At 67.1% G+C, this 24,539-nt stretch carries 23 protein-coding genes and 1 other RNA gene; 11 read left to right on the plus strand and 13 right to left on the minus strand.

The window, feature by feature from the left end; all coding sequences use genetic code 11:
- Positions 1 to 180 precede the first annotated feature (180 nt).
- The 5 genes from ACCQ09_RS02475 to ACCQ09_RS02495 form a co-directional block, all read right to left on the minus strand.
- On the minus strand, positions 181 to 474 hold the full coding sequence (locus ACCQ09_RS02475) for a hypothetical protein (RefSeq protein WP_162866333.1): 294 nt from the start codon (positions 472 to 474) through the stop codon (positions 181 to 183).
- A 17-nt stretch (positions 475 to 491) separates the two neighbouring features.
- Positions 492 to 902, minus strand: coding sequence for a DUF2752 domain-containing protein (locus tag ACCQ09_RS02480; RefSeq protein ID WP_014509199.1), 411 nt, complete (start codon positions 900 to 902; stop codon positions 492 to 494).
- Entirely contained in the window at positions 902 to 1,246 is a 345-nt protein-coding gene (locus ACCQ09_RS02485; RefSeq protein WP_011035741.1) for a CD225/dispanin family protein, read from the minus strand. The genes ACCQ09_RS02480 and ACCQ09_RS02485 overlap by 1 nt, the downstream gene beginning before the upstream one ends.
- Before the next feature lie 334 nt (positions 1,247 to 1,580).
- Positions 1,581 to 3,503: an MFS transporter gene (locus ACCQ09_RS02490; protein WP_040940506.1), complete on the minus strand. Its 1,923-nt coding sequence runs from the start codon at positions 3,501 to 3,503 to the stop codon at positions 1,581 to 1,583.
- Positions 3,504 to 3,570: 67 nt separating this feature from the next.
- Positions 3,571 to 4,473, minus strand: coding sequence for a LysR family transcriptional regulator (locus ACCQ09_RS02495; protein ID WP_040940507.1), 903 nt, complete (start codon positions 4,471 to 4,473; stop codon positions 3,571 to 3,573).
- 101 nt (positions 4,474 to 4,574) lie between these two features.
- On the opposite strand from ACCQ09_RS02495, the gene ACCQ09_RS02500 reads away from it, so the two are divergent.
- The gene (locus ACCQ09_RS02500) at positions 4,575 to 5,765 is read left to right on the plus strand and encodes an MFS transporter (protein ID WP_011035744.1); all 1,191 of its coding nucleotides are present in this window, start codon (positions 4,575 to 4,577) and stop codon (positions 5,763 to 5,765) included.
- 61 nt (positions 5,766 to 5,826) lie between these two features.
- Positions 5,827 to 5,892: non-coding RNA, sX9 sRNA (locus tag ACCQ09_RS02505), on the plus strand.
- A 186-nt stretch (positions 5,893 to 6,078) separates the two neighbouring features.
- On the opposite strand, the gene yccS is transcribed toward ACCQ09_RS02505, so the two are convergent.
- From yccS to purH, 4 genes are all read right to left on the minus strand, one after another.
- On the minus strand, positions 6,079 to 8,292 hold the full coding sequence (gene yccS, locus ACCQ09_RS02510) for a YccS family putative transporter (RefSeq protein ID WP_040940508.1): 2,214 nt from the start codon (positions 8,290 to 8,292) through the stop codon (positions 6,079 to 6,081).
- A 117-nt stretch (positions 8,293 to 8,409) separates the two neighbouring features.
- Positions 8,410 to 9,705, minus strand: a complete 1,296-nt coding sequence (purD, locus tag ACCQ09_RS02515) for a phosphoribosylamine--glycine ligase (protein WP_228428379.1) — start codon at positions 9,703 to 9,705, stop codon at positions 8,410 to 8,412.
- A complete protein-coding gene (locus tag ACCQ09_RS02520; protein ID WP_227971961.1) occupies positions 9,702 to 10,412 on the minus strand; it encodes a hypothetical protein in 711 nt (236 codons plus the stop codon). Before ACCQ09_RS02520 ends, purD begins: the two co-directional genes overlap by 4 nt.
- 39 nt (positions 10,413 to 10,451) lie before the next feature.
- The gene (gene purH, locus ACCQ09_RS02525; RefSeq protein ID WP_011035747.1) at positions 10,452 to 12,035 is read right to left on the minus strand and encodes a bifunctional phosphoribosylaminoimidazolecarboxamide formyltransferase/IMP cyclohydrolase; all 1,584 of its coding nucleotides are present in this window, start codon (positions 12,033 to 12,035) and stop codon (positions 10,452 to 10,454) included.
- 75 nt (positions 12,036 to 12,110) lie between these two features.
- Here purH and ACCQ09_RS02530 point away from each other — a divergent pair, with 75 nt between their 5' ends.
- Genes ACCQ09_RS02530 through ACCQ09_RS02565 form a run of 8 tightly spaced genes read left to right on the plus strand, consistent with a single transcriptional unit; the run spans position 12,111 to position 20,067 of the window.
- Positions 12,111 to 12,725 carry a CDP-alcohol phosphatidyltransferase family protein gene (locus ACCQ09_RS02530; RefSeq protein WP_040940510.1) on the plus strand — a complete coding sequence of 205 codons (615 nt, stop codon included), beginning with the start codon at positions 12,111 to 12,113 and terminating at the stop codon, positions 12,723 to 12,725.
- 55 nt (positions 12,726 to 12,780) lie between these two features.
- Positions 12,781 to 14,544, plus strand: a complete 1,764-nt coding sequence (locus tag ACCQ09_RS02535) for a bifunctional alpha/beta hydrolase/class I SAM-dependent methyltransferase (RefSeq protein ID WP_228428380.1) — start codon at positions 12,781 to 12,783, stop codon at positions 14,542 to 14,544.
- Positions 14,541 to 15,875, plus strand: coding sequence for a phosphatase PAP2/dual specificity phosphatase family protein (locus ACCQ09_RS02540; protein WP_011035750.1), 1,335 nt, complete (start codon positions 14,541 to 14,543; stop codon positions 15,873 to 15,875). The genes ACCQ09_RS02535 and ACCQ09_RS02540 overlap by 4 nt, the downstream gene beginning before the upstream one ends.
- On the plus strand, positions 15,872 to 16,315 hold the full coding sequence (locus tag ACCQ09_RS02545) for a hypothetical protein (RefSeq protein WP_011035751.1): 444 nt from the start codon (positions 15,872 to 15,874) through the stop codon (positions 16,313 to 16,315). Before ACCQ09_RS02540 ends, ACCQ09_RS02545 begins: the two co-directional genes overlap by 4 nt.
- Positions 16,312 to 17,820, plus strand: coding sequence for a TIGR04222 domain-containing membrane protein (locus tag ACCQ09_RS02550; RefSeq protein ID WP_019237208.1), 1,509 nt, complete (start codon positions 16,312 to 16,314; stop codon positions 17,818 to 17,820). The genes ACCQ09_RS02545 and ACCQ09_RS02550 overlap by 4 nt, the downstream gene beginning before the upstream one ends.
- Positions 17,820 to 18,467, plus strand: a complete 648-nt coding sequence (locus tag ACCQ09_RS02555) for a CDP-alcohol phosphatidyltransferase family protein (RefSeq protein ID WP_019237209.1) — start codon at positions 17,820 to 17,822, stop codon at positions 18,465 to 18,467. The genes ACCQ09_RS02550 and ACCQ09_RS02555 overlap by 1 nt, the downstream gene beginning before the upstream one ends.
- Positions 18,464 to 19,096 (plus strand): lysophospholipid acyltransferase family protein, encoded by a 633-nt coding sequence (locus tag ACCQ09_RS02560; protein WP_040940514.1) that lies wholly within the window; start codon positions 18,464 to 18,466, stop codon positions 19,094 to 19,096. Before ACCQ09_RS02555 ends, ACCQ09_RS02560 begins: the two co-directional genes overlap by 4 nt.
- Positions 19,093 to 20,067, plus strand: a complete 975-nt coding sequence (locus ACCQ09_RS02565; protein WP_012437216.1) for a phosphatidate cytidylyltransferase — start codon at positions 19,093 to 19,095, stop codon at positions 20,065 to 20,067. The genes ACCQ09_RS02560 and ACCQ09_RS02565 overlap by 4 nt, the downstream gene beginning before the upstream one ends.
- A 282-nt stretch (positions 20,068 to 20,349) precedes the next feature.
- On the opposite strand, the gene fis is transcribed toward ACCQ09_RS02565, so the two are convergent.
- From fis to ACCQ09_RS02580, 3 genes are all read right to left on the minus strand, one after another.
- Positions 20,350 to 20,622: a DNA-binding transcriptional regulator Fis gene (gene fis, locus ACCQ09_RS02570; protein ID WP_011035757.1), complete on the minus strand. Its 273-nt coding sequence runs from the start codon at positions 20,620 to 20,622 to the stop codon at positions 20,350 to 20,352.
- 115 nt (positions 20,623 to 20,737) lie between these two features.
- Positions 20,738 to 22,027 carry a DUF3426 domain-containing protein gene (locus ACCQ09_RS02575; protein WP_011035758.1) on the minus strand — a complete coding sequence of 430 codons (1,290 nt, stop codon included), beginning with the start codon at positions 22,025 to 22,027 and terminating at the stop codon, positions 20,738 to 20,740.
- A gap of 285 nt (positions 22,028 to 22,312) precedes the next feature.
- Positions 22,313 to 22,690, minus strand: a complete 378-nt coding sequence (locus ACCQ09_RS02580) for a helix-turn-helix domain-containing protein (protein WP_011035759.1) — start codon at positions 22,688 to 22,690, stop codon at positions 22,313 to 22,315.
- A gap of 148 nt (positions 22,691 to 22,838) precedes the next feature.
- On the opposite strand from ACCQ09_RS02580, the gene ACCQ09_RS02585 reads away from it, so the two are divergent.
- Positions 22,839 to 23,333 (plus strand): hypothetical protein, encoded by a 495-nt coding sequence (locus tag ACCQ09_RS02585; RefSeq protein WP_012437220.1) that lies wholly within the window; start codon positions 22,839 to 22,841, stop codon positions 23,331 to 23,333.
- Position 23,334: 1 nt separating this feature from the next.
- Here the strand turns inward: ACCQ09_RS02585 and prmA are convergent, their stop codons facing one another.
- Positions 23,335 to 24,255 (minus strand): 50S ribosomal protein L11 methyltransferase, encoded by a 921-nt coding sequence (prmA, locus tag ACCQ09_RS02590; protein ID WP_011035761.1) that lies wholly within the window; start codon positions 24,253 to 24,255, stop codon positions 23,335 to 23,337.
- Positions 24,256 to 24,539 lie beyond the last annotated feature (284 nt).

Here is a 24,539-nt window from a genome sequence, read left to right on the forward strand (position 1 = left end):
CGGGCAACACCCTGCAAACGCGCCGGAAACGGCAAAAAAATCGAGGATCTGAGCGCCGTCAGCCTGGCCGATGTAGTTGGGCTCATCCTCCGACGCCGTTGATCAGACCATCCTTAGAGCAGCTATCAAAACGACTGCGCACCCACCTGACAACTGCTCGCTACGTTTTGTTAGCCGCTCTTAATAAAGCATCAACCGATCACGCAGCTGTTCTCTGTCGAGGCCTGCATGCGATTCGAACATCGCGTTCAATTTGCAGAGTTGTTGGAGCAACGATCCGATCAGAGGCGATCTGTTAGTCGTTGCCGCAACCAGTAATCGAAAGCTCAAGCGCATCTTCTTTGACATCAGCGAAGATCCGGCTTCCATCGGTAACTGGATAACGAGTTCGCTGGATCGGTGGCGCCAGACCGTTTGAACAATCTTTCCTGCGAGATGCACGGTCGCGCGGTCTGCTTCTTCTTCAAGCGTCACTGCGTTGTCCTTTCCATCTAACCCGGTGCCAGTAGCGTAAACGGGTACCACGGCAGATTCCGGGCGACCCAATACGTGGGCAGCGCCCACAACCAGAACTTCGGTTCCGACATCACCGCCACTACCGGGGCGAACCAGCGGGCGCGCCAGCCGGCTTTCCAGGCGATCAGGCCGGGCAGGGTGAACAGCCCAAGCACTGCGGCGGGGTTCATGGCGAAGGCGCCGGGCAGATCGAAATGCACCAGCGCATACAACGCGCGGGTCATGCCGCAACCGGGGCAGTAGCACCCGGTGACGGCGCGGAACATGCAGGGCGGGAACGGGCTGTTGCTCGCGTTCGGGTCGAAGCGATACAGCAGCGACACGCCGACGGCGGCCACGCTGGTGGCCGCCCCCAGTCCAAGCCAGTGGCGTGGACGCAGCTCCATTACTGCATGTGCTGCAACTGCTGCATGTAGTCCATGTAGCCCTGCATGCCACCGGTGGCGACCATGCCGATGTTGATCAGCAGGCCGATACCGGCAAGCACGGAGGTCACGATGCACCAGGTCTTGGCGGTGTTGGAGGCACGACGCGCGCCGTCGATGTCGCCCTGGTTGAGCAGGTTGTTGACCTTGCTGGCGAACACGATCGCCACGATGCCGGTGATCAGCGCCGGGCAGCACAGGCAGAAGCCGATCACGGTGGACACGATGGCCCAGATCAGGTGATTGGGAACCGGGCCGGGCGCGGCGGTGGACGGGGTGTGGATCGGCGGTGGGACGGCACTCATGGTGAAGCTCCTTGGGTGGTGATGAATCCAGCGGTGAAACAAGACACGGTGATCAATGGGCCGGCACCGAAGCGACGTCCCTGGCCGCAGTCAAGCGAACGCGAGCGTGGGCACCATGCGCGCCATCCGTGACTGGCACAGGCAGCAACCGCCGGCCAGGACCTGCGCCTGCGGCATGACATGTGGACACACGGCACTTCCCCCTTGCTGCGACCTGCTGTCTGCGCGCTGCGGGCAGCGGCGCGAAACGTGCGATGGCGCACAGGCTACTCGCCGGGCGCGGCGGACGCAAAGCCAGCGCCCGCCAGTGCAGGGCACGCACGCGCCCTGGCCGTCAGGCGTGCTCCTGGCGTAGTGCACGTACCTGCTGTTCGAGCAACGCGGCGCTGGCCTGATCGCCGGCAATTGCCGGGCCGGCCACCACTTCAATCTGCGCCCGTATCCGCCGCGGCACGCGCATGCGGCCCAGGCGGGTGTCGCGCCGGCTCCACATGCTCGACCACATGCCGCGCAGCGCCATCGGGATCACCGGCACCTGGCGCCGCTCGAGAATCTTTTCCACACCCGATTTGAACGGCGCGATCTCGCCGTCCTTGGTCAATGCGCCTTCGGGAAAGATGCAGACCAGCTCGCCGTCGGCCAGCGCCGCATCGATGCGGTCGAAAGCCTGTTGCATGAGTGCCGGGTCTTCGCGCGCGCCGGCGATCGGGATGGCCTTGGCGGTGCGGAAGATCCAGCACATCACCGGGATGCGGAAGATCTTGTAGTACATGACAAAGCGCACCGGGCGCGGAATCACCGCCGAGAGGATCAGCGCGTCCATGTAGCTGACGTGGTTGCACACCAGCAGTGCGGCGCCTTCGTCGGGCACGTGGCGATCGATCTCGTGCGCACGCAGCCGGTACAACACGCTCACCAGCACCCAGCTGAGGAAGCGCATCAGGAATTCGGGCACCAGGGTGAAGATCCACAGCGCCACCAGCGTGTTGGCGATTGCCAGCGCCAGGAACACCTGCGGAATGCTCAACCCGGGCAGTGGAATGCGCACCCCGAACAGCACCAGCTGCGGCAGCTGCAGGGCGATACCGATGATGGCCGCGGCGACGATGAATAACGAGTTCTGGATGTTGAGCCCGGCGATCACGCGCGACAGCTCGGCCTTGGGCGTGCGGCTCTGGATCAGCGCGAACAGCGGCACCACGAACAGGCCAGTGAACAGACCGATGCCGACCAGGTCCACGATCAGCCGCACGCTGCCGGCCTGCTGCACGAACTGGCCGATCGACAGGTCGTTTGCCAGTGCTGCACCCGGACGCGCGAAATACAGATCCAGCAGGAACGCGCTGATGCCGAACGCGCCCAGCGGCACCAGGCCGATTTCCACGGTGCGCCCGGACAGCCGCTCGCACAGCAGCGAACCGACGCCGGTGCCGATCGAAAACAGCGCCAGCGCGAACACGTACAGGTCCTGCTGGCCGCCGAGATTGAGCTGCGCATAGGTGGGCAGCTGCGCGGTCAGTACGGTGCCGATGAACCAGAACCACGACACTCCGAGCACCGCGTTGCGCACCGCCGGCGTGCGCCGGGTCAGGCGCATGATCGCGCGCGATTCGGGGATGGGGTTCCAGTTGATTTTCAACTCCGGCGCGCCGGCATCGACCTTGGGCACCAGCCGCGCGACCAGGTTGCCGGTGACGGCAATGGCAATGACTGCGGTGGCAGCGGCCACCGGGCCGTGGCTGCCGGCGATCTGGAAGATCAGCCCGCCGAAGATCATGCCGCACAGGATCGAGATCGAGGTGCCCATCTCGACCAGGCCATTGCCGCCGGTGAGTTCCTCGGGCTTCAGCACCGAGGGCAGGATCGAATACTTCACCGGCCCGAACAGCGTGGATTGCAGGCCGGTGCAGAACAGTGCGATCAGCAGGATCACCATGTTCTCGGTGATGAAGCCCACCGCGGCCAGCGACATGATCGCGATCTCCATAGTGGTGGTGATCACGATGAGTTTCTGCTTTTCCAGCTTCTCGGCGATCTGCCCGGCCAGGGCGGAGAACAGGAAGTAGGGCAGGATGAACAGCGCCGGCGCCAGATTCGTGTAGAGCGTGCGTTGCGCCGCGTCGATGCCCAGGTAGAACAGCAGCCCGATGATGGCTTGCCGGTAGACGTTGTCGTTGAAGGCGCCCAGCGCCTGCACGGTGAAAAACGGCAAAAAGCGGCGCTGCCTGAGCAGGGCGAACTGACTGTGACCGGACATGCGGACTCCTTCGCGACGCGCGCAGCCTAGCAGGCTTCAGCGCCGGGCTGGGAGCGCCCGCTGCGGCTCAGCGCACCGGGCGCCGCGCCGGGCGCTGCTGCTCCACCTGCGCGCGCAGCAGGGTGATGAAGGCGCGCGTGGCCGGGGTCGGGTCCGGCCGCCAGACCGCATAGGTGAGGAAGCGGAAGTGCTCCTTCAGCGCCAGCGCCACCACGCCACGCATGGCGCCGGCCATGGTCTGCGGCACGATGCCCACGCCCAGCCCGGCGGCGACCAGCTCGCGTACCAGATCGGCATGGGTGACTTCGTATTGTAGGCGCTGGTGCAGGCCGGCCTGGTCGAAGGCCGCGTCGATGATGCCGCGCACGCCGGCGCCGGGAATCAGCCCGGCCATCGGCTCGTCGTCCAGCTCGGCCAATGCCACGCGCTTGCGGCTGGCGAAGCGGTGGCCGGGCGCGACGATCAGCGCCAGTGCCTCTTCGTGCAGCAGCAGGCGCTGCTCCGGCACCGCCACCTGCGGGCCGACGCCGACCAGGGCCAGATCCAGCCGGCCTTCGCGCAGGTCGTGCAGCAGGGCGTCGCTCATGGCCGTGCGCAGGTGCACATCCACGTGCGCATGTGCGCTGCGGAAGCGGTGCAGCAGCGCCGGCAACTGCACCGTGGTGAGCGAGGAGATCTGCCCCAACGTGAGCCGGCCGCGCACGGTGCCCAGTGCCTGGGCCATTTCTTCATGCAGGCGCTCGGCCGCGCGCAGCGTCTGCCGCGCGTTGTGCAGAAACACCTCGCCGGCGGCGGTGGGGCGCACCTGGCGGGTGCCGCGTTCGAACAGGCGCGCGCCCAGCAGCTCCTCGATCTTGGCGACCTGGTGGCTGAGCGCGGATTGCACGGTGTTGCAGCGGCGCGCGGCCGCAGTGAAGCCGCCTTCGTCGGCTACCGCCACGGCGAACTCCAGCTGGCGCAGGGTCAACATGCGATCTCGAAACAAGATGGGAACAGTGAAAACAATACATTGGAAAGATGGCCCTGTGCCGACCACACTGCGCCCCATCCACTTCACACCAGGTTGCTGCCATGACGTCGGAACCGATTTCCCACCCACCGCTGCCGCGCCGGCTGGTACTGCTGATGGCCGCAGCCACCGGCCTGGCCGTGGCCAGCAATTACTACGCGCAACCGCTGCTGGAAACCCTGGCGCAGGCGTTCCAGATCCAGGTGCGCACCGCCGGGGCAGTGGTCACCGCCGCGCAGCTGGCCTACGCGGCCGGCCTGTTGCTGCTGGTGCCGCTGGGCGACCGGCTGGAGCGGCGCGGGTTGATCGTGGGCTTGTTTGTGCTCAGTGCGTTGGGCCTGCTGGTGAGCGCGGCCTCGCACAGTTTCGGCATGTTGCTGGCCGGCACGATCGTCACTGGTGCCAGCTCGGTGGCGGCGCAGATCCTGGTGCCGTTCGCGGCCACCCTGGCCGCCCCGCAGGAGCGCGGGCGGGTGATCGGCACGGTGATGAGCGGGCTGTTGCTGGGGATCCTGCTGGCCCGCACCGCTGCCGGGCTGCTGGCCGGTGTTGGTGGCTGGCACACCGTGTACTGGATTGCCGCGGCTCTGCTGCTGCTCACCGCCGGCCTGTTGTGGCGCGGGCTGCCGCGCCATCCAGGCAATGCGCAACTGTCGTATCCGCAGTTGGTGGGCTCGGTGCTGACGCTGCTGCGCGACGATGCGGTGCTGCGTTCGCGTTCGGTGCTGGGTGGGCTGCTGTTTGCCGGCTTCAGCATGTTCTGGACCACGCTGGCGTTCCTGCTGTCCGGGCCGGGCTATGGCTATGGCACCGCGGTGATCGGCTTGTTTGGACTGATCGGTGCTGCTGGCGCGTTGGCGGCCAACCGCTCCGGGCACTGGTCCGACCATGGGCACGGCGACCGCGTCAGCTGGGGCGGGCTGGTGATGCTGTTGCTGTCGTGGGGGCTGCTGGCCTTCGCACCGCACTCGATCGTGTTGCTGATCATCGGCGTGCTGTTGCTGGATATCGCGGTGCAGGGCGTGCACATCGCCAACCAGAGCGTGATCTATCAGCGCAATCCGCATGCACGCAACCGCATCACCTCCGCGTATATCACCTGCTATTTCATCGGTGGCGCGGTGGGCTCCACCTTGGGCACTGCGGCGTATGCGCAGGCCGGCTGGAATGGGGTGGTGATCGGCGGCGCGGTACTGGCGCTGGCCGCGCTGGGCTGGGTGGCCCTCAGTGTGGCGCGTGGCAGCTGGAAGTAAGCGCAGCGATCAAAACGACTGCGCAGCCGCCAGGCGGGCGCGGCCGGTGCTGGGAATCGGCATGGACCCCCATACACTCCGGTTCCTCCGCACCCACCTGACAGCTGCTCGCGACGTGTTGTTAGCCGCTCTAAGTGCAGCAGCGGGTGGGTGAGTGTTGCAGATGCGTGTGGTCTGCAATGGTGGCGGTGCGCGCGAGGGGGACCGCTGAAATGCGGGTGATTGTTCGACCCAGGCCTCTCGTGTGGGGCCACCTGCAGGTGCTGACGACTTGGCAGAGACGGCGGTGTGCCGATCACGCACTGCCTAAAGGTCAAGCGCCCTGCAGTGCCTTGGGCGCGGTGGCCTCGACCGGGGCAGCGGTGACCGCCACCGCCGCGGCGCGGAGCTTGGGCAGCAGGCGCAGGGTCAGCGCCAGTTGGTCGCGCACCAGGCGTTGCTTGGGTGGAAGTTGTACGGCGTGCTGCTCGAGTGCATCGGCCATGGTCAGTTCTTCGGTTTCATCGTGCACGGGTAGCACCTGGCGCAGGCTGAGGGCGTTGGCGATCTCGCCGAGTGTGCGCTGCAGGTAATCGCCGGCCTGGGCAATGCCGGCGTCGTGTTCGCCATCGAGCGCGGCCCGGTGCGCGCCTAGCGCCGACAGATACCCCAACAGCGTGTTGGACAACGCCAGAAAGCGGAAGCCCGCGTCCAGGTTGCGGCGGTAGCGGCCGGGTTCGCGCAACATGTTCGACAGCGCCACCGACAACGCGGCATCGGCGTTGTGCATGTCGCGCCGGGCGATGCGGTACGGAAGATCATCACGCATGCCGCTGGCGTACTGCTCCAGTACCTGTGCCAGATAGCGCGCGCAGCTGGCCAGCACGGTGGCCATCACTTGGTTGAGGCGGCGGCCTTGCCAGTCTGGCAGGATCAGGAACGAGGCGGCGGCGGCAATGGCGCAGCCGATCACGGTGTCGATCAGGCGTGGCCAGATCAGTACGAAGCCATCGCCGAGCAGGTTGAAGCAGAACAACGCCATCACCGTGATGCCGGCGGTCGCCAGCATGTAGCGGTCGGTGCGGGTGATGAAGAAGATCAGCGCCGCGGCCAGTGCGAGCAGCAACTGCACCTCGGTGCCGGGGAACAACTGCATCAACGCCCAGGTGGCGATCAGGCCGATCAAGGTGCCGGCAATGCGTTGCACCAGTCGCAGCCGCGTGGCGCCGTAGTTGGGCCGGCACACGAACGCTGTGGTGAGCAGGATCCAGTACCCGTTGTCGGCATGGATCGATTGCATCACCGCGTAGCCCACCACCAGCGCAATGGCCATACGCAGGCCGTGGCGGAACAGCACCGAGCCGGGCGTGAGTTGCTGGCCGAGGCGAGCGGCCATCTCGCGCACGGTGTGCGGCGAGGAATCGCGCAGGCGGGTGTCGAGGTTGTCGCTGGTGGAATCGAATTGCGCCGCTTCGGACAGCCGCCGCTCGATGGTCTGCAGGTTGGTGACCAGCAATTCCAGCGCGCCGAGCAGGCGGGTGAGCGCGGGGTCGGCGCGGGCGTGCAGGTAGTCCAGCGACTGGCGCAGATCGTCGGTGGCCAGGCGGCTGTGATCGCCGTAATCGAACGGCTGGCGCAGCCGGATTGCCTCGCCCAGCGCGGCGCAGGCCTTGCCCTGCAGCGCGAGCAGGCGCTGGCAGCGGTACAGCACATCGCTGTGGAAGAACGCGTCGGTCAGCGCTTCGTACGGGTAGTGCGAGGAGCTGGCGCGTTCGTGGAATTCCTGCGCCATGTAGTACAGCCGGAAATACAGCCCGGACTGCACGCCCGGCCGGCCGGAGCGGCCGAAGCGGCTCATGATCGCGGTCTTGGCCGCATTGAGCGCGCCCACCACCTTGGCGTTCTGTTCGGCCAGCGCCAGCCGGCGTGCATGCAGGTCGCTTTGCCGCACCGGTTCGAACAGGTCGGCCTTGAGCGTGAGATAGCGGCCCAGTTCGAAGAACAGCCGCGACAGCCGCTCGCGCACCGGGCGATTGGCGAACAGGATGGTCCACAGGATCGACAGCACGCCGTACCAGGTGGCGCCGGCCAGCAGCAGCGCTGCGCCATGCCAGGCGATACGCGGATCGTGGCTGCCGTGCTGGTCCATGCCGATCATGGCGTAGATCGACAAGGCCACCGTGGCCTGCGCGATCGAGGCATAGCGCTCGCCCAGCGCGCCCAGCAGGGTAAGCGAGAAGGTGGCCACGGCCATGCCGGTGACGAACGCCAGCGGATACGGGAACAGCACCACCACCGCGGCCGCAGCCGCAGCGAAGCACAGCAGCGAGAGCAGCACCGATTTGCTGCGGCCCAGCCAGTTGTCGTCGGTCTCGGCGATGGCGCTGGCGATCGCGCCCAGGAACAGCGCCGGCACCGCGGTGAGCTGCTGCCAGTGCCAGCACACGCCCATGGCCACCGCCAGCGCGATGAACACACGCAGGCCATAGCTGGCCTTTTCATGGGCCCACAGGCGGCTGAGGCGGGATTCGAACGAAGTGGTGGCCACGGTCTCTGAAGGGCAAGCGTGCCCGGGCATTATTGCCGCAGGCACGCGCCGCCGGTGTGCAGGCCGGCTAGTCCTTTGTCAGTAGGCGGCGTGGCCGCCGCCGCCGCGCGCCATGCATCAGGCCTGCGCGTCGCGCTCGCGGGCGATCGCGCGCCAGCCGATGTCGCTGCGCTGGAAGGCGCTGGCCCACTGGATCGGCTGCAGGCCGGCGTAGGCGGTACGTTGCGCGTCCAGCACGCTGTCGCCCAGCGCGGCCACGCACAGCACGCGGCCACCGGCGCTGACTACCTCGCCTGCGGCATTGAGCGCGGTGCCGGCATGGAAGACCTTGGCGCTGGCCGGCACCGCGTCCAGGCCGGTGATGACCTCGCCGGTGACCGGGGTTTCCGGATAGGGCTTTGCGGCGATGACCACGCCCAGCGACGGGCGCGGGTCCCACTGCGCCTGCGCGGTGTCGAGGGTGCCGTCGATGGCCGCTTCCACCAGATCCACCAGATCCGATTGCAGGCGCAGCATCACCGGCTGCGTTTCCGGGTCGCCGAAGCGCACGTTGAATTCGATCACCTTGGGCGCGCCGTGCGCATCGATCATCAGCCCGGCGTAGAGGAAGCCGGTGAATGGCACGCCGTCGGCGATCATGCCCTGCACGGTCGGCTCGACCACCTCGCGCATCACCCGCGCATGCACCTCGGGTGTGACCACCGGTGCCGGCGAATACGCGCCCATGCCGCCGGTGTTCGGGCCGGTGTCACCATCGCCCACGCGCTTGTGGTCCTGGCTGGTGGCCATCGGCAAGGCGTGTGTGCCGTCGACCATCGAGATGAAGCTGGCTTCTTCGCCGTCCAGAAATTCCTCGATCACCACGCGTGCGCCGGCATCGCCGAACGCATTGCCCGAGAGCATGTCGCGCACCGCATCTTCAGCCTCGCCCAGCGTCATCGCCACGATCACGCCCTTGCCGGCAGCCAGGCCGTCGGCCTTGACCACGATCGGTGTGCCCTTCTCGCGCACGTAGGCCAGCGCGGCATCCACGTCGGTATGCACGGCGTAATACGCGGTGGGAATGCCGTGGCGGGCCAGGAAGTCCTTGGCGAACGCCTTGCTGCCTTCCAGCTGCGCGGCCTTGGCGGTGGGCCCGAAGATGCGCAGGCCAGCGGCGTGGAAGCGGTCGACCACGCCCAGCACCAGCGGCACTTCCGGACCGACCACGGTGAGCGCAACGGCCTCGCGCTGTGCCAGCGCCAGCAGACCATCCAGGTCATCGACCTTGATCGCCACGTTGCGGCACTTGGCTTCGGTGGCGGTGCCGGCATTGCCCGGTGCGACCAGCACCTCGCTCACGCGCGCGGACTGCGCGATCTTCCAGGCCAGGGCATGTTCACGGCCGCCGGAGCCGATGACGAGGATTTTCAAGAGAATAAACCTAAAAGATAGGTGGTTGTTCCTACAAAAATAGGCTTGGCGCTTGCTACCTGAGTAGCATCAGCAAGCATGCCTAGCCCGTCTTTTATAGTGGTATAAAATTTCGAGTTGCGCACGACTTCCGGTTCTTCTTTCTCTGCGATAGAGATTTCGGCTGCTAAAACTTTTGCGGAATCTAAAACGGCAGACGGGCTCACAAAACGGTACCTCCGGAGAAGTGACTGCAGCTGTTCTATCCGACTTAAGAGAATTTCCTTCGCCTCATCGCTAAGCTCCAGTTCCATCAAAAGACGAGCAGCTTCTTCCAGTAGTAAACCTATTGCTGCAAGTTCTTCAAAGTTTGCATTTCGAGCCGGACGTTTCAGATCCAAAAGCGCTGCATGCGTTCTCAATGTAAAAATGGTCACGTCATCGATATTTTGAATAAATTCCTGCCATTTCGATCCTAAGTTGGCGGAATAAAATCCGTTAATAATTCTGACTTTCCAGTATTCAACGCTGGATTTGTCGGCGTGAACCGCTAATACCTCGTTGGCAGCAGCCTCTGTTAAATAAAAGAACTCTCCTAGTGCTCCGATCAGTTTTTCATTTGAATCGACTGCTAGAACATTCTTCCATGTGTCCGCGCAAGATAGATGCTTGGGTTGCTGACGGCAACTTTCGAGAATTGCTAGTAGATTGCTGGCGGAATTGTTCAATCGAATTCACCCAAATCTCAAGAATGATAGTCGCGCTGATCAATGCCGGAAGTGGCGCACGCCGGTGAACACCATCGCCAGACCGTGTTCGTCGGCGGCGGCGATCACTTCGCCATCGCGCATCGAGCCGCCCGGCTGGATCACCGCCTGGATGCCGGCCGCCGCTGCGGCATCGATACCGTCGCGGAACGGGAAGAATGCATCCGATGCCATCACCGAGCCGGCCACCGTAAGCTTGGCTTCTTCGGCCTTGAGCGCGGCGATCTTGGCGCTGACCACGCGGCTCATCTGCCCGGCGCCCACACCAATGGTGCGGCTGTCCTTGGCATACACGATCGCGTTGGATTTGACGTACTTGGCCACGCGCCAGGCAAACAGCAGATCGGCCAGTTCGGCATCGCTGGGTGCACGCTTGGTCACCACGCTCAGCTCGCCCAGGGACATGCCGCGGTTGTCGGCCGACTGCATCAGCAGGCCAGAGCCGATCCGCTTGGTGTCGTAGTTGTTGAGGCCCGCGCCGTGCGGGATCTTGAGCACGCGCACGTTGGCCTTCTTGGTCGCGTAGTCGAGCGCGCCGGGCTCGTAGTCCGGGGCGATCAGCACTTCGACGAACTGGCGGTCCAGGATGGCCTTGGCGGTGGCCGCATCCAGCGTGCGGTTGAACGCCAGGATGCCGCCGAACGCGCTGGTGGGGTCGGTGGCATAGGCCAGCTCATAGGCATCGCCGCAGGCCACGCCCACCGCCACGCCGCACGGGTTGGCGTGCTTGACGATCACGCAAGCCGGCGCATCGAACTGGCGTACGCATTCCCACGCCGCATCGGCATCGGCCAGGTTGTTGTAGCTCAGTTCCTTGCCCTGCAGCTGCTGGAAGGTCGCCAGCGTGCCCGGCACCGGATACAGGTCGCGGTAGAACGCGCCGGACTGGTGCGGGTTCTCGCCGTAGCGCAGGTCCATCACCTTGATGAAATTCGAATTGATCTGCGCCGGGAACGGGCTGCGCGTAGGCACGCTCTCCGCACTGTCGGCCACGGCCGAGAGATAGTTGCTGATCGCCGCGTCGTACTGCGCCACGCGGTTGAACGCGGCCACCGAAAGCGCAAAGCGCTGGGCCGCCGAGAGCTGGCCGTTGTTGGCCTCCAGCTCGGCCAGCAGGTCGGCGTATTGCGCCGGGTCGGTGGCCACCGCCACGCGCGCGAAATTCTTCGCCGCGCTGCGCAGCATCGCCGGGCCGCCGATGTCGATGTTTTCCACCGCATCGGCCAGCGTGCAGTCGGCCTTGGCGGTGACCGACTCGAACGGATACAGGTTTAGCACCAGCAGGTCGATCGGCGCGATGCCGTGTTCGGCCATCACTGCTTCGTCGACGCCGGCGCGGCCGAGCAGGCCGCCGTGCACCAGCGGGTGCAGGGTCTTGACGCGGCCGTCCATCATTTCCGGGAAACCGGTCAACTCGGCTACGTCCTTCACCGGCAGGCCCGCATCGCGGATTGCCTTGGCGGTGCCGCCGGTGGACAGCAGCTCGACATTGCGCGCCACCAGCGCGCGGGCCAGGTCGATCAAGCCGGTCTTGTCGGAAACGGAGAGCAGGGCCCGGCGCACGGGCAGGAAATCAGAGGCCATGGGTGAAAGGGCAGTCGTTGCGGGGCAGCCGATATTGTAGGCTGCGCCAGCGCTCGAATGGACTCAACCACCGGTATGGCCTCGATCTATGCTCTGAAAGGACGCTTCCAGGACCTGCTGCGGCCCATGGTTGGCGCGCTCTACCGCGGCGGCATCACCGCCAATCAGGTCACCCTGATCGCGGCGGCCATCTCGGTGCTGGTGGCCGCGGTGGTGTACCGCGCCGGCGCCAGCTGGCCGCTGCTGTATCTGTTGCTGCCGGTGTGGATGCTGCTGCGCATGGCGCTCAACGCCATCGACGGCATGCTGGCGCGCGAGTTCGGCCAACAATCGCGCCTGGGCGCCTACCTCAACGAGCTGTGCGACGTGGTTGCCGATGCAACCTTGTACTTGAGCCTGCTCGGCGTGCCCGGCGTCAATGCCAGCGCGCTGTGGAGCTTTGCGCTGCTGGCCGCACTGACCGAATACGCCGGCGTGCTCGGGCTGATGGTCGGCGCGGGCCGCCGCTACGACGGGCCGATGGGCAAGAGCGACCGCGCCTTCGTCATTGGTGCGCTCGGTCTGGCGCTGGCGTTTGGCCTGCTTGGCGGGCATGGCGTCACCTGGGCCGCGCTGCTGCTGTGCCTGGCCTGCGCCGCAACCGTGTGGCGGCGCGTGCGCGCCGGCCTGGCCGACGCCGCTGCGCGCTGACGCGCAGCGCCCGGTTTTTCTCGATCCCCAACCTCTTTCCCCTCAGGATGATCCGATGCGCACAGTTGTAGAGCGCGAGTTCGCCAGTTTCGATGGTGCGCCCCTGTTTTATCGGCACTGGCCGGTGCAGGCCACTGCCGATGCCGCGACGCCGCCCAAGGCCGTGGTGTTGCTGCACCGTGGGCACGAGCATTCCGGGCGGGTGATGCACCTGGCCGAAGAATTGCAGCTGCCGGACGCGCAGTTCTTTGCCTGGGATGCGCGCGGCAACGGGCGCTCGCCCGGCGCGCGCGGCGACGCGCCCGGCTTCGACGCGCTGGTGCGCGACCTGGACAGCTTCATTGCGCACATCGGTGCCACCCACGGCATCGCGGTGCAGGACATCGTGGTGATCGCGCAGAGCGTGGGCGCGGTGGTGGCATCCACCTGGGTGCATGACTACGCGCCGCCGCTGCGCGCGCTGGTGCTGGCCTCGCCGGCGTTCAAGGTCAAGTTGTACGTGCCGTTTGCACGCGCGGGGCTGGCGCTGATGCAGGCGCTGCGCGGCAACTTCTTCGTCAACAGCTATGTCAAGCCGCAGTGGCTGACGCATGATCCGGCGCGCGTGGACAGCTACCGTACCGATCCGTTGATCACCCGGCCGATTTCGGTGCGTGTGCTGCTGGGGCTGTACGCGGCGGCCGACCGCGTGGTGGCCGATGCGCAGGCGATCACCGTGCCGACCCAGTTGCTGGTCTCCGGCGCGGATTTCGTTGTGCATCGCGGCCCGCAGGACCGCTTCTATGAGAACCTGCGCTCGCCGATCAAGCAACGGCATTTTCTGCCCGGGTTCTTCCACGACACCTTGGGTGAGCGCGACCGTGCGATAGCGATTGCGCAGATCCGTCAGTTCGTCAGCGAGCGCTTTGCGCAGCCACCGGTGCGCGCGGACCTGCGCGACGCGCATCGTGCGGGACCGAGTTTCGAAGAAGCCGAACGCCTGGCCTGGCCGTCGCAACGCAACAGCCTGCAAGACCTGCGCTGGCGCGGTGTGCGTGCGGGCCTGCGGCTGGGTGGCACATTGTCCGAAGGCATCGCGCTGGGCCTGCAGACCGGCTTCGATTCCGGCAGCACGCTGGATTACATCTATCGCAACCAGGCGCGTGGGCGCGGGCCGCTCGGCCGCATGATCGACCGCAATTACCTCAACGCCATCGGCTGGCGCGGCATCCGCATCCGTGGCGCGCATCTGGGCGAATTGCTGCGCGCAACCGCCACCCGCCTGCGCCAGGCCGGGCAACCGGTGCGCGTGTTGGACATCGCTGCCGGGCATGGCCGCTACGTGCTGGAAGCGCTGGGCAGCGGCGCGCAACGCGCCGATGCGATCGTGCTGCGCGACTTCAGCCCGCTCAATGTCACCCAGGGTGCGGCGTTGATCCAGGCGCTGGGTGCAGGCGACATCGCGCGCTTCGAGCAGGGCGATGCGTTCGATCCAGTCTCGGTGGGCGCGGTGGACCCGGCGCCCACGCTGGCTGTGGTGTCGGGCCTGTACGAACTGTTTGCCGACAACGACCAGGTGGCGCGCTCGCTCGCTGGCGTGGCCGCGGCGGTGCCGCCCGGCGGCTATCTGCTCTACACCGGGCAGCCCTGGCATCCGCAGCTGGAATTCATTGCGCGCGCACTCACCAGTCATCGCGATGGCGTGGCCTGGGTGATGCGCCGGCGCAGCCAGCAGGAGATGGACGGCCTGGTGGAAGCGGCCGGGTTTCGCAAGGTGGACCAGCGCATCGACGCGTTCGGCATCTTCACCGTGTCGCTGGCGCAGCGGATCAACGCATGAATGCAGGCGCGCGCCCGTTCGCTCGTGCCGCGCTATGGCTGGCGGTGTTGGGGCCGTTCTTCTTCCTCAGCTACGGGCTGGCCAATACCTTGGCTGGGCGCGCGGCCAGCGTGCCGTCGGTGGTGTTCGGCTGGGAACACGGCATGCCGTTCTGGCCGTGGACCATCGTGCCGTACTGGTCCATCGACGTGTTCTACGCGGTATCGTTTTTTACCTGCCGCACGCGGCGGCAACTGGACACGCATGCATTGCGCCTGTTCACCGCACAGCTGCTGTGCGTGAGCTGTTTCCTGCTGTGGCCGTTGCGCTACAGCTTCGTGCGGCCCGACACCGAGGGCGTGTTCGGGTGGTTGTTTGCGGTGCTGCTGGGCTTCGATAAGCCGTACAACCAGGCGCCATCGCTGCACATCGTGCTGCTGGTGGTGTTGTGGGTGCGCTACGGCGCGCAGCTGCAGGGCATGTGGCGTTGGCTGCTGCATGGGTGGTTCGCGCTGATCGGCATCTCGGTGCTCACCACCTACCAGCATCATTTCATCGATGTGCCCACCGGGCTGGCGGCCGGGTGGCTATGCGTGTGGCTGTTGCCCGAGCGCATCGCAGCACCGTGGACCGATGCACGCCTCGCGCGCGACCCGCGGCGCTGGCGGCTCGCGGCGCTGTATCTGGGTGGCGCAGGCGTGACGGCTGGCATGGCGCTGTGGCTGGGCGGTGCGGCACTGTGGCTGCTGTGGATGAGTGGCGCGCTGCTGCTGGTGGCGCTCAATTACGCACTGCTGGGGCCGGGCGGGTTTCAAAAGCGCAGCGATGGGCAACTGAGCCTGGCCGCGCGCTGGTTGTATGCCCCCTATCTGCTAGCGGCGTGGTGCAACTCGCGGCTGTGGACGCGGCGCGCGCCGTTGCCGCGTGCGGTGTGCGACGACGTGTGGTTGGGGCGGATTCCGTTGCCGGCGCAGCGCGCGGCATTCGCGGTGGTGGATGTCAGTGCGGAACTGTCGTTGCGCCATGCGCATGCGAACGACCGCATCATTCCGATGCTGGATCTGGTGGCGCCGGCGCCCGCCAGCCTGCGTGCTGCCGCGCAGGCGATCGAGGCCGCGCGCGCGCATGGGCCGGTGCTGGTGTGCTGCGCGCTGGGCTATTCGCGCAGTGCGGCCAGCGTGGTGACGTGGCTGGTGCTCAGCCAGCGCGCGGCCAGCATCAGCGAGGCCATGGCCTGCGTGCGCGCGGCGCGCCCGTCGATCGTGCTGGGGCCTCATCACCAGGCGGCGATTGCCGCTGCGTGTGCCAATGATGCTGCGGCCGATGCGCTTATCGCGCAGGTGCCTGCATGACCGCGGTGATGACGCTGGCCAGCATGCGCGCGCTGTTGCGCCAGGGCGCGGCAATCGACCGCTGCGCGGTGCTGCTGCTGGCTGCTGCGGTGTTGTTGCTGGGCATCACTGATGCACCAACGGTTGCGCAAGTTGCCTATGCGCTGAGCGCGTTGGCCGGCCTCGCGCAGCGCTATTGGGCGTTTCGGGTGGGCCTGGACGCCGACCTGCTCGACGCGGTGCTCGGCCAGCTGGAACGCGGTCATGCCGATGACACCCAAGCCGCCCAGCAACTCGACCAGGCCTTGCAAGACATCGGGCTGCTCCGCCATGCCCCGCCCGTACGTGATTGGACTGCGCGGTGGCGCGGCATGCGCGGCCTGCTGCGCAGGCAGCTGCTGTGCGCCGCGTTGCAGGTACTGGTCTTGGCGATCGGCCTGCTGGCCAAGGGGATGCTGTGACCACCTCGCCGGCGGTGCCACTGCAGGCCACACCTGAGCAGCGCGCGTTATGGCTGCGGCTGCAGGCGTATGCCTTCGGCCCAGATGCGGATGCCTTGCCTGCCTTCGAGCGCCGCGTCGCCCAGCAGGCGCACTGCAGCGTGGCGGTGGCGCAGCAATTGGTAGAGGAATACCGGCGCTTCTGTTTTCTGGCCTGCACCAGCACCGCGCAGGCCACGCCCAGCCCCTTGGTCGATCAGGTCTGGCACACCCATCTCACCGACACCCGCGAGTACTGGGACAGCTTTTGCCCGCAGGTGTTGCAGGCCACGCTGCATCATCAACCCGGCCGCGGCAGCACCGCCGAGGATGCGCGCTTCCAGCAGCAATACCGCGCCACGCTGGAGCGGTATGAGCTGCAGTTTGGCGCGCCGCCGGCACTGCTGTGGCCGGCCCCGCGGCCGGCTCCCACAGCCGTGCCGGCGGCGCACGATGATGCGTCCGATGACGCGTCATCGGACGCGTTACGTGCGCTGCGCGGCGAGCCAGCGCCGCCGTCGGTCAGGCGACTCCCGCGCGCGGTCATCGGCTGGGCGTTTGCCGCAGCGGTCGCCGCCTGGCTTGCCTACTCGGCCAATGGCGGCGTACCGCAGCCGTTGCAATGGCGCGGGGTCCACTTCCTGCCGTTTTTCATCACGTTGATCGCGCTGGGCTGGTCCACCTCGGCGTGGTTGCGGCGGGCATTGCGTGGTGGCCGCGCACGTGCGGTCGATGCCGTTGATGCCAGCGAATTCGCCTACCTGAGCGGTGGCGCCGATCGCGTTGCCGATCTGTTGTTCACCGAGTTGCTGGTGCGAAACGCGGTTTACCTGGACCGCGATGAGGATGCACAGGCACGGCGATGGGTGCGATGGCAGCCGCGCATTGCGGTGCCGCCTGCACTGGAACCGGCGCTGCAGGCGCTGCGCAGTGCCGAAGATCCCACCGTGGCCTGGCAGGCCCTGCGCGGGCTTGCCGGGCCGGTCAGACAGCAATTGATCGACAAGGGGCTGTGGCTTGCGCCTGGCGCTGCGCGCTGGGTGCGCGCTGTCAGCACCGTGCCGGTGGCAGTGGTGTGGGTGCTGGGCGCATGCAAGCTGGTGATTGGCGTGCAGGGCGGGTCTCCGGTGGGGTACCTGCTCGGCTGCATGGTGCTGACCAGCGTGCTGGTCCTGGGCTTTTTGCTGGTGCCGGTGCGGCGCACCCTGTCCGGTGATGCGCGTCTGCAGGCGCGCCGCCAGGCAGTGCGCCGCGATGCTGCGCGGACCGGCGCCGATCCGGGCGAGGCCGTGGCGCTGTACGGCACGGTGGCGTTGGTCGGCACACCCTGGGCCAGTTACCACGAGATCCGCGCACCGAACACGCATCACCACGACAGCACGGGTAGCAGCTGCGGCGGTGGTGGTGACGGCGGCGATGGAGGAGGAGGCGACAGCGGCGGCGATGGTGGCGGCGGCTGTGGTGGATGTGGCGGGGGAGGCGACTGATGGCACACGAGACAACCGGGCTGCGTGCGCGGCAACGGCAGCTGGCACGCGCTTTGCGCGGACGCGGCGCCACACCCAATGGCGTGTCGTGGGTGGGCATCGCCTTCGCGGCGCTGGCTGGGCTGATGTTCTACATCGCCTTGAGCGCGCCGGCGCGCGAAGGTGCCGCGCCGCTGCTGCTGGCCCTGCTCGGGCTGCAGGGACGGCTGTGGTGCAACCGCCTGGATGGCGTGCTGGCGCGTCAGGCGCGGCTGGTGTCGCGCGCCGGCGAGGTCTACAACGACGCACCAGATCGCCTGTCGGATGTGCTGGTGTGCATCGGCTTGGGCTACGGGCTGCAGGCGAGCGTGCCGTGGGCCGCGCAACTGGGCTGGGCCGCGGCATTGTGCTGCGTGGCCACCGCCTACGTGCGCATGCTCGGGCTGGCCTGTGGCACCGCCGAGCCGCGGCAGGGGCCGATGAGTCGCGTGCAGCGCATGCACTGGTTGTCGTTGATGACCGTACTGGCGCTGCCGCTGCAATGGATGGGCCAGCCGCGTGCGGCGGCGTGGGTGTTGATTGGCGCACTGGCGGTGTTGATCGCCGGTGCGGTGCTGACGGTGGTGTTGCGGCTGCGCATGATCGTGCGCGCATTGGAGTGGACATGATTGCCCGTTTGATCGCGCGTGCCTGCAGTGGCGCCATCCGCACCCTCACCGGTGCCCGCGCGTTGTGGCGCGGCTGCGCGCCGTCCAACGAACGCCGCGTGTACTACGGCAACCACGCCAGCCACGGTGACTTCGTGCTGATCTGGTCCTCGCTGCCGGCCAGCCTGCGGCATGAAGTCCGCCCGGTGGCCGCGGCCGATTACTGGCAACGCACCGCATTGCGCCGCTACCTGATCCACGCGGTGTTCAACGGCGTGCTGATCGAACGCGATGCGGCGCGCCGCACCCGCGACCCGGTCGAATGTCTGTGCGATGCGGTGGACGCCGGCGATTCGCTGATCCTGTTTCCCGAGGGCACGCGCAATCCCGACGAGGGCGTGTTGCCGTTCAAGAGTGGGCTGTACCACCTGGCGCGGCAACGCCCGGAACTGGAGTTCGTGCCGGTGTGGATCGATAACCTCAAGCGCGTGATGCCCATGGGCAAGTGGCTGCCGTTGCCGCTGTTGTGCACCACCACTTTTGGTGCGCCATTGCGGCTGGAGGCCGACGAAGACAAGCAGGCGTTTCTGGCACGTGCGCGTGAGGCGCTGCTGGCGTTGTCGCCGGACCAGCTGGAGGCGCGCGCATGAATCCGTATGCGTTCAGTGGGCAGTTGCAGCAGTCCTCGATGCACCAGCAGACGCTATGGTTGTTCAGCGGCATTGCGCTGGTGTTGGTGGTGGCCACGCTCATTTCCGAAACCTTGCGTTGGCGTGCGCGCGCGCAGCCCAGCGCAGTGCTCGATAATCTGGTGGCCCGCATCCGCGCCTGGTGGGTGATGGCCGGCGTGGTAGGCATTGCGTTCGTGTTCGGGCGCGCCGGGGTGATCGGGCTGTTTGCGCTGGTGTCGTTGTTCGCGCTGCGCGAGTTCATCACCCTCACGCCCACCCGGCGCGGCGACTACTACGCGCTGCTGGCGGCGTTCTACATCGTGTTGCCCTGGCAGTACGGGCTGGTGTGGACGGGTTGGTATGGCATGTACACGTTGCTGATCCCGGTCTATGCGTTTTTGGTGCTGCCGATCCTGGCCACCATCGGCGGCGACACCACGCGTTATCTTGAGCGCACCGCCAAGGTGCAGTGGGGCTTGATGATCTGCGTGTTCTGCATCTCGCACGTGCCGGCACTGCTGAATCTGGAGATCCCCGGTTATGCCGGGCGGAATCTGCTGCTGATCGCCTTCCTGGTGATCGTGGTGCAGTCCTCGGACGTGTTGCAGTACGTGTGGGGCAAGCTGGCCGGCCGGCATCTGATTGCACCGAAGCTGTCGCCGTCCAAGACCGTGGAAGGCTTCATCGGTGGCGTGCTCTCAGCCAGCCTGCTCGGCATGGCGCTATGGTGGATCACCCCGTTCGCACCGTGGCACGCGTTCGGGCTGGCGCTGGTGGCCAATCTGATGGGCTTCTTCGGCGGGCTGGTGATGTCGGCGATCAAGCGCGATCGCGGCATCAAGGATTGGGGCCACATGATCGAAGGCCACGGCGGCGTGCTCGATCGGCTGGATTCGGTGTGTTTCGCCGCGCCGGTGTTCTTCCACCTGATTCGCTACGGCTGGGCGTAAGAGGTGTGCCGCAGCGCGCCGTCGGCAAGCAGTGACAGCGGCTAAACCGTCAGACCTCGCATGTGCCCAAGTCGTTGCGCCATCGTGGTGCAACCCAGACGTGTTTCATCGCACAGGAAACGCACACACAGCGCAACACCGCCGTTGCGATTCCGCATCCCGCATCCCGCATCCCGAACCTAATTTGCGGTGCAAACCACGCATGTTCATGCGCACAGGGAATGCACACATCGCGCGAAACCGCCGTTGCGATTCCCCAATCCCGATTCCCGATTCCCAAACCTACGTCAGCCCATACTCTTTGAGCTTCTTGCGCAGCGTGGCGCGGTGAATGCCCAGCATGGCCGCGGCGCGGCTCTGATTGCCTTCGCAATGGTTGAGCACTTCGACGAACAACGGGATTTCCATCTCGCGCAGCACGATTTCATACACGTCGTCGGCATCGCTGCCGTCGAGGTCGCGCAAATAGCGGCGCACGGACTGCGCGACGTGTTCGCGCAGCGGCGACTTCGGGGCGCCACGACTGCTGTCAGGACGAGAGGGGGCTGCGTTCAAAGGAGGTTCCCAGTGTCACGAAGCCGGGACGCGTGGCCGGCGAGGGGGAGTGAGTCTAGCGCGTGACCTCACCGCTCGCCACGCCCATGTGGGGTGGCGCTCAGGTCGCGTCCGCTCAACGGAAATCAAAACTGAAGGCGGCCGTGCTCGCGGCCGGTTCGCGGACGCGAAACGCCACCTGCACCGCTTGGCCGGGCGCCAGCGTGTCCTGCGCGGCGGGCGCCTGGCCCAGATAATCCTGCGGGCTGCACACCCGCGTGCCGATTACCCGGCCGTCGGCATCGGACAGCGACAGCTGCAGCCACGGCCAGGCCTGTGCCCAGCGTGCATCGTTGCGGAAGCTGGCCTGGATCTGCAGCACGCCCGGGTAGGCGGGCAGCGGGCGCACGTCGCGCGTCAGCAGGGTCAGCGTGGCCGGGTCGCGCCACGGCGGCAGCGCGCAGCGCGCAACGGCACAGGCCGCACTCACCAGCGGCCGCCAGCGCGCGTCGCCGGCCAGGCGCGCGCGGTCGGCGATCACGATCTGCAGGCCCAGCAGCAGTACCAGGCCGACCAGCACCGCCCATTGCCAGCCGCTGGCGCGCAGCCGCGGCCGGACCAGGCCGCGGCGGGCGAAGGCGGGTTCCAGCGTAGGGGCCGGAGTTGGGGAGGAGGATGGCGACGCTGGTGTGGATGTGGATGTGGATGCCGATGCCGATGCCGATGCCGATGTGGACGTGGGGGCGGGCGTGGTTGCGGTGTCGTCCGGATCTGCTTCCAGCTCGGCCTCGGTCGATGCACCTGCCTCTGCTTCCGGGGCCGCCTGGGGAGCAGCGGGGGCAGGCTGGCCGTCTTGATTGGCCGGGGGGGACGCCTGCGGCGTTTGCGTGACTGTGGCGCCTGGCGCGCTCGCAGCGGACTGCGCTGCAATTGCAGGTTGGTCGGGGGCGTTGGTTGCGTGTGCTGCTGCGGCCGGAGCTAACGGAGCTGTAGACGTTGCTACAACTGCCGGAGCGATCGCCGCCGCTGCAGTGGGCCGGTCGTCTGCACTGCGGCGCATGGCCGGGTCCGCAGTCTGTGCAGACGAATGCGCCGGCACCGGTGCGGGTGGCGTGGCAGGCAACGGCAGGGGCGACGCCGGCAGCGGCGCGTCTCGCCGTGTGGGTGCAATCAGGGTGTCAGGCGCACGTGCAGTGGCGTCTGGCGGAGCGGCCTCCGTGCTGCGTGGTGGCGCTGGCAACGGACGTACCGGCGCCGGAACGGGCGTGGCCAGCGGCGCTGCCACCGGCGCGGGCTCGGGGGCAGGCACTACGGTGTCGGCCGGCGCGGTCGAAGGCGCGGGCGGGGTCGGGACCAGCGGCGGGGCGGCCGGGGCCGCACGCAGGAACGTGGCAAGCGGGCGGCGCGGAGGCGGAGTCTCGGACATCGGCAGGCGTGCAGCGGGAAGACCGCTATTCAACCACGCGCGCGCCGCATGGCGAACCCGCTGCCGCTGTCAGTGACTGCGGCACCCACCTGGTGCATGCGGCGCCACGGCGCGGTGCCCCAGGGACGTGCCGCCATGCCGCAGGTGTCTTCAGACAGGCCGACGTTTTATCGCAAGCACTGTTTCCAGCGAACACTGCCTTGCGATGAAAGGGATTAGGCGGTGCCGCCGCGCCGCACAGGCTCAGGCGACTGCCCCGCGGAGCAACAAGGCCCCGCGTGTAGCTCAGCGCCGCCGGCGCGGCTTGCCTTCGGCCAGCAGCAGATCGAGCAGGCCGGTGCGCTGGCGCGGGGCCAATGCGTCGAAGCGCGACAGCAGCACGCGCTGCTGCTCATCCAGGTGGCGGTATTGGGCGGGTTCTTCGGCAATCGAGGACACCGGCGGGCCGAACACGCGCTCGCCGCGGCCGGTGGCCAGATATTCGAACGTCATGCCGCTGCGCTTGGCCAGGCCGATCAGGTTGTCCACCGACGGCGCGGTGCCTTCGGCCATCTCCCATTGCGCCACCGCGCTGCGGGTCACGCCCAGTTCGCCGGCCAGGGCTTCCTGGGTCAGCTTGGTCAAGCTGCGGGCCTCGCGTACACGCTCGTATAGCTTGCTCACACGGACACCGGTGGCGGGAACGGGCCGGGAGATATAGCGCCAGCGACACAATCGAATAGTTCGTATGACTTTCATATCGGCAGATGTTTGCGATACTGGCGTTCGCTGGGTGATCACGACATCACAGCGAACTCAAGGAGGAGCCGTCATGTGCAAACGTCTGTGGGGCTGGCGTGCGGCGCCGCGCCCAAAACCTGTGCCGCCGACACCCTGGCCGGCCTATTCGCCGCTGGATCCAGCCGTGGCGCGCTTTGCGGGTGCGGCCCGCTACCTGGTCTGGCGCCGCGACCAGGACTGGACCGCGGTGATCGACGGGCTGCACTGGGGGCCGGCGCTGGCGCCCCGGTGGTGGGCATGGCGACATCGCCATTGGCGGCTGCTGGCCGCCGGCATGGGAGTGCTGGGCAGTGCGGGCGGGCTGTGGCTCGCCAGTGCATCCGCCGGCGGCTGGTTGCTGGCGTGGGCGGCGCTGGGTCTGGTCGAGCTCGGTATGCGCGCGTCTGCGGTGCGGCAGGCCAGCCGCTGGCGGTGCGCGGCCCTGCAGCGTGCTGGCTGGCAGCCGGTGACCCAGCTGCGCGCCATCAGTGTCGAGGATGCCGTCACCACCGCGCGAATCCGCAGCGGTGAACTTCGGCCGGAGTGAGTCAGTGGCGGCGAACGCCGTCGATGCGTACCCATTCCGCGTCGTATTCGCAGTGCAGGTGCTCGAACCAGGGCGTGTAGCGCTGCACCAGGTCCTGCTCCTGGCCCTGCATGATGCCCGACAGCGCAATGCGCCCGCCGGGCGCCACGCGCGCGGCCAGGGTCTCGGCCAGCGCGTCCAGTGCGGTGGCCAGGATATTGGCCAGCACCACCGGGTAGGTCTGCACGGGTTCGTCCTGCGGCAGGTACACCTGCATTTGCGCTTCCATCGCATTGCGCTCGGCATTTTCGGCCGTGGCCAGCAACGCTTGCGGGTCGTAATCCACGCCCACCGCGTTGGCCGCACCGAGCTTGAGCGCGGCCAGGGCCAGGATGCCGGATCCGCAGCCGAAATCCAGCACGCTGCAGCCCTGCAACTGGCCCTCGCCGGCCAGCGCATCCAGCCAGCGCAGGCACAGCGCGGTGGTCTGGTGGGTGCCCGAGCCGAACGCCAGGCCCGGATCCAGCCGCACCACCGCCGCGTCGGGCGTGTTGGCCTCTTCGGGCAGGTCCTGATTCCACGGCACGATGAAGGTGCGCGCGCCAAAGCGCATCGGCTTGAACTGGTCGATCCAGGCCCGTTCCCAGGCGCTGTCTTCCACGCTGCGAAACGTCGCATGGCGCGTGTCCAGGCTCGGGTCGAAGGCTTCCAGCGCGGCCAGCAGCATCAGCGGGTCGCTGTCGCCGTCGAACAGCGCGGTGAGCTCTGTCTCCTCCCACAACCGCACCTCGCCCACGCCCGGCTCAAGGATGGCGCGCTCGTTGATGGTGCCGGCATGGGCATCGAGCATGGTCACGGCCAAGGCGCCCACATCTTCCAGCGCGTTCTCGAAACGGGGCTGGGTGGCGCGGGTGCAGGGCAGGGTCAATTCAAGGAACGGCATCGGGACGGTCGCGGCGGTAAAACGTGCATCGTAGACGATTCGCGCGCCACGCCCTGAGCGGCGCGTGGCAGCACGGCCCATCGCCTACGCTGGGAAACGCGTTGTCTGCGGCTGCACGTGTTTGTTGGAGGGAAGGAGAGCGGCAGCCTTTTGCGTGTGTGGCGTGCTTCGCACCGATCATGTGGATGGAACGAATCACCGAATCCCAAATCCCCAATCGCCGACTCCCGATTCCCGACTCCCGATTCCCAATTCCCAATTCCCAATTCCCAATTCCCAATTCC

Origin of the sequence: Xanthomonas sp. NCPPB 2586, from assembly GCF_041475775.2 — a bacterium.
Taxonomy (GTDB): Bacteria; Pseudomonadota; Gammaproteobacteria; order Xanthomonadales; family Xanthomonadaceae; genus Xanthomonas; species Xanthomonas campestris.

Excerpts from the sequence above, each read along its gene's own strand:
- ACCQ09_RS02480 (WP_014509199.1), bottom strand. The coding sequence starts at position 902 with ATGGAGCTGCGTCCACGCCACTGGCTTGGACTGGGGGCGGCCACCAGC.
- ACCQ09_RS02485 (WP_011035741.1), bottom strand. The coding sequence starts at position 1,246 with ATGAGTGCCGTCCCACCGCCGATCCACACCCCGTCCACCGCCGCGCCC.
- ACCQ09_RS02490 (WP_040940506.1), bottom strand. The coding sequence starts at position 3,503 with ATGTCCGGTCACAGTCAGTTCGCCCTGCTCAGGCAGCGCCGCTTTTTG.
- ACCQ09_RS02495 (WP_040940507.1), bottom strand. The coding sequence starts at position 4,473 with ATGTTGACCCTGCGCCAGCTGGAGTTCGCCGTGGCGGTAGCCGACGAA.
- ACCQ09_RS02500 (WP_011035744.1), top strand. The coding sequence starts at position 4,575 with ATGACGTCGGAACCGATTTCCCACCCACCGCTGCCGCGCCGGCTGGTA.
- purH (WP_011035747.1), bottom strand. The coding sequence starts at position 12,035 with ATGGCCTCTGATTTCCTGCCCGTGCGCCGGGCCCTGCTCTCCGTTTCC.
- ACCQ09_RS02530 (WP_040940510.1), top strand. The coding sequence starts at position 12,111 with ATGGCCTCGATCTATGCTCTGAAAGGACGCTTCCAGGACCTGCTGCGG.
- ACCQ09_RS02535 (WP_228428380.1), top strand. The coding sequence starts at position 12,781 with ATGCGCACAGTTGTAGAGCGCGAGTTCGCCAGTTTCGATGGTGCGCCC.
- ACCQ09_RS02540 (WP_011035750.1), top strand. The coding sequence starts at position 14,541 with ATGAATGCAGGCGCGCGCCCGTTCGCTCGTGCCGCGCTATGGCTGGCG.
- ACCQ09_RS02545 (WP_011035751.1), top strand. The coding sequence starts at position 15,872 with ATGACCGCGGTGATGACGCTGGCCAGCATGCGCGCGCTGTTGCGCCAG.
- ACCQ09_RS02555 (WP_019237209.1), top strand. The coding sequence starts at position 17,820 with ATGGCACACGAGACAACCGGGCTGCGTGCGCGGCAACGGCAGCTGGCA.
- ACCQ09_RS02560 (WP_040940514.1), top strand. The coding sequence starts at position 18,464 with ATGATTGCCCGTTTGATCGCGCGTGCCTGCAGTGGCGCCATCCGCACC.
- ACCQ09_RS02565 (WP_012437216.1), top strand. The coding sequence starts at position 19,093 with ATGAATCCGTATGCGTTCAGTGGGCAGTTGCAGCAGTCCTCGATGCAC.
- ACCQ09_RS02575 (WP_011035758.1), bottom strand. The coding sequence starts at position 22,027 with ATGTCCGAGACTCCGCCTCCGCGCCGCCCGCTTGCCACGTTCCTGCGT.
- ACCQ09_RS02585 (WP_012437220.1), top strand. The coding sequence starts at position 22,839 with ATGTGCAAACGTCTGTGGGGCTGGCGTGCGGCGCCGCGCCCAAAACCT.
- prmA (WP_011035761.1), bottom strand. The coding sequence starts at position 24,255 with ATGCCGTTCCTTGAATTGACCCTGCCCTGCACCCGCGCCACCCAGCCC.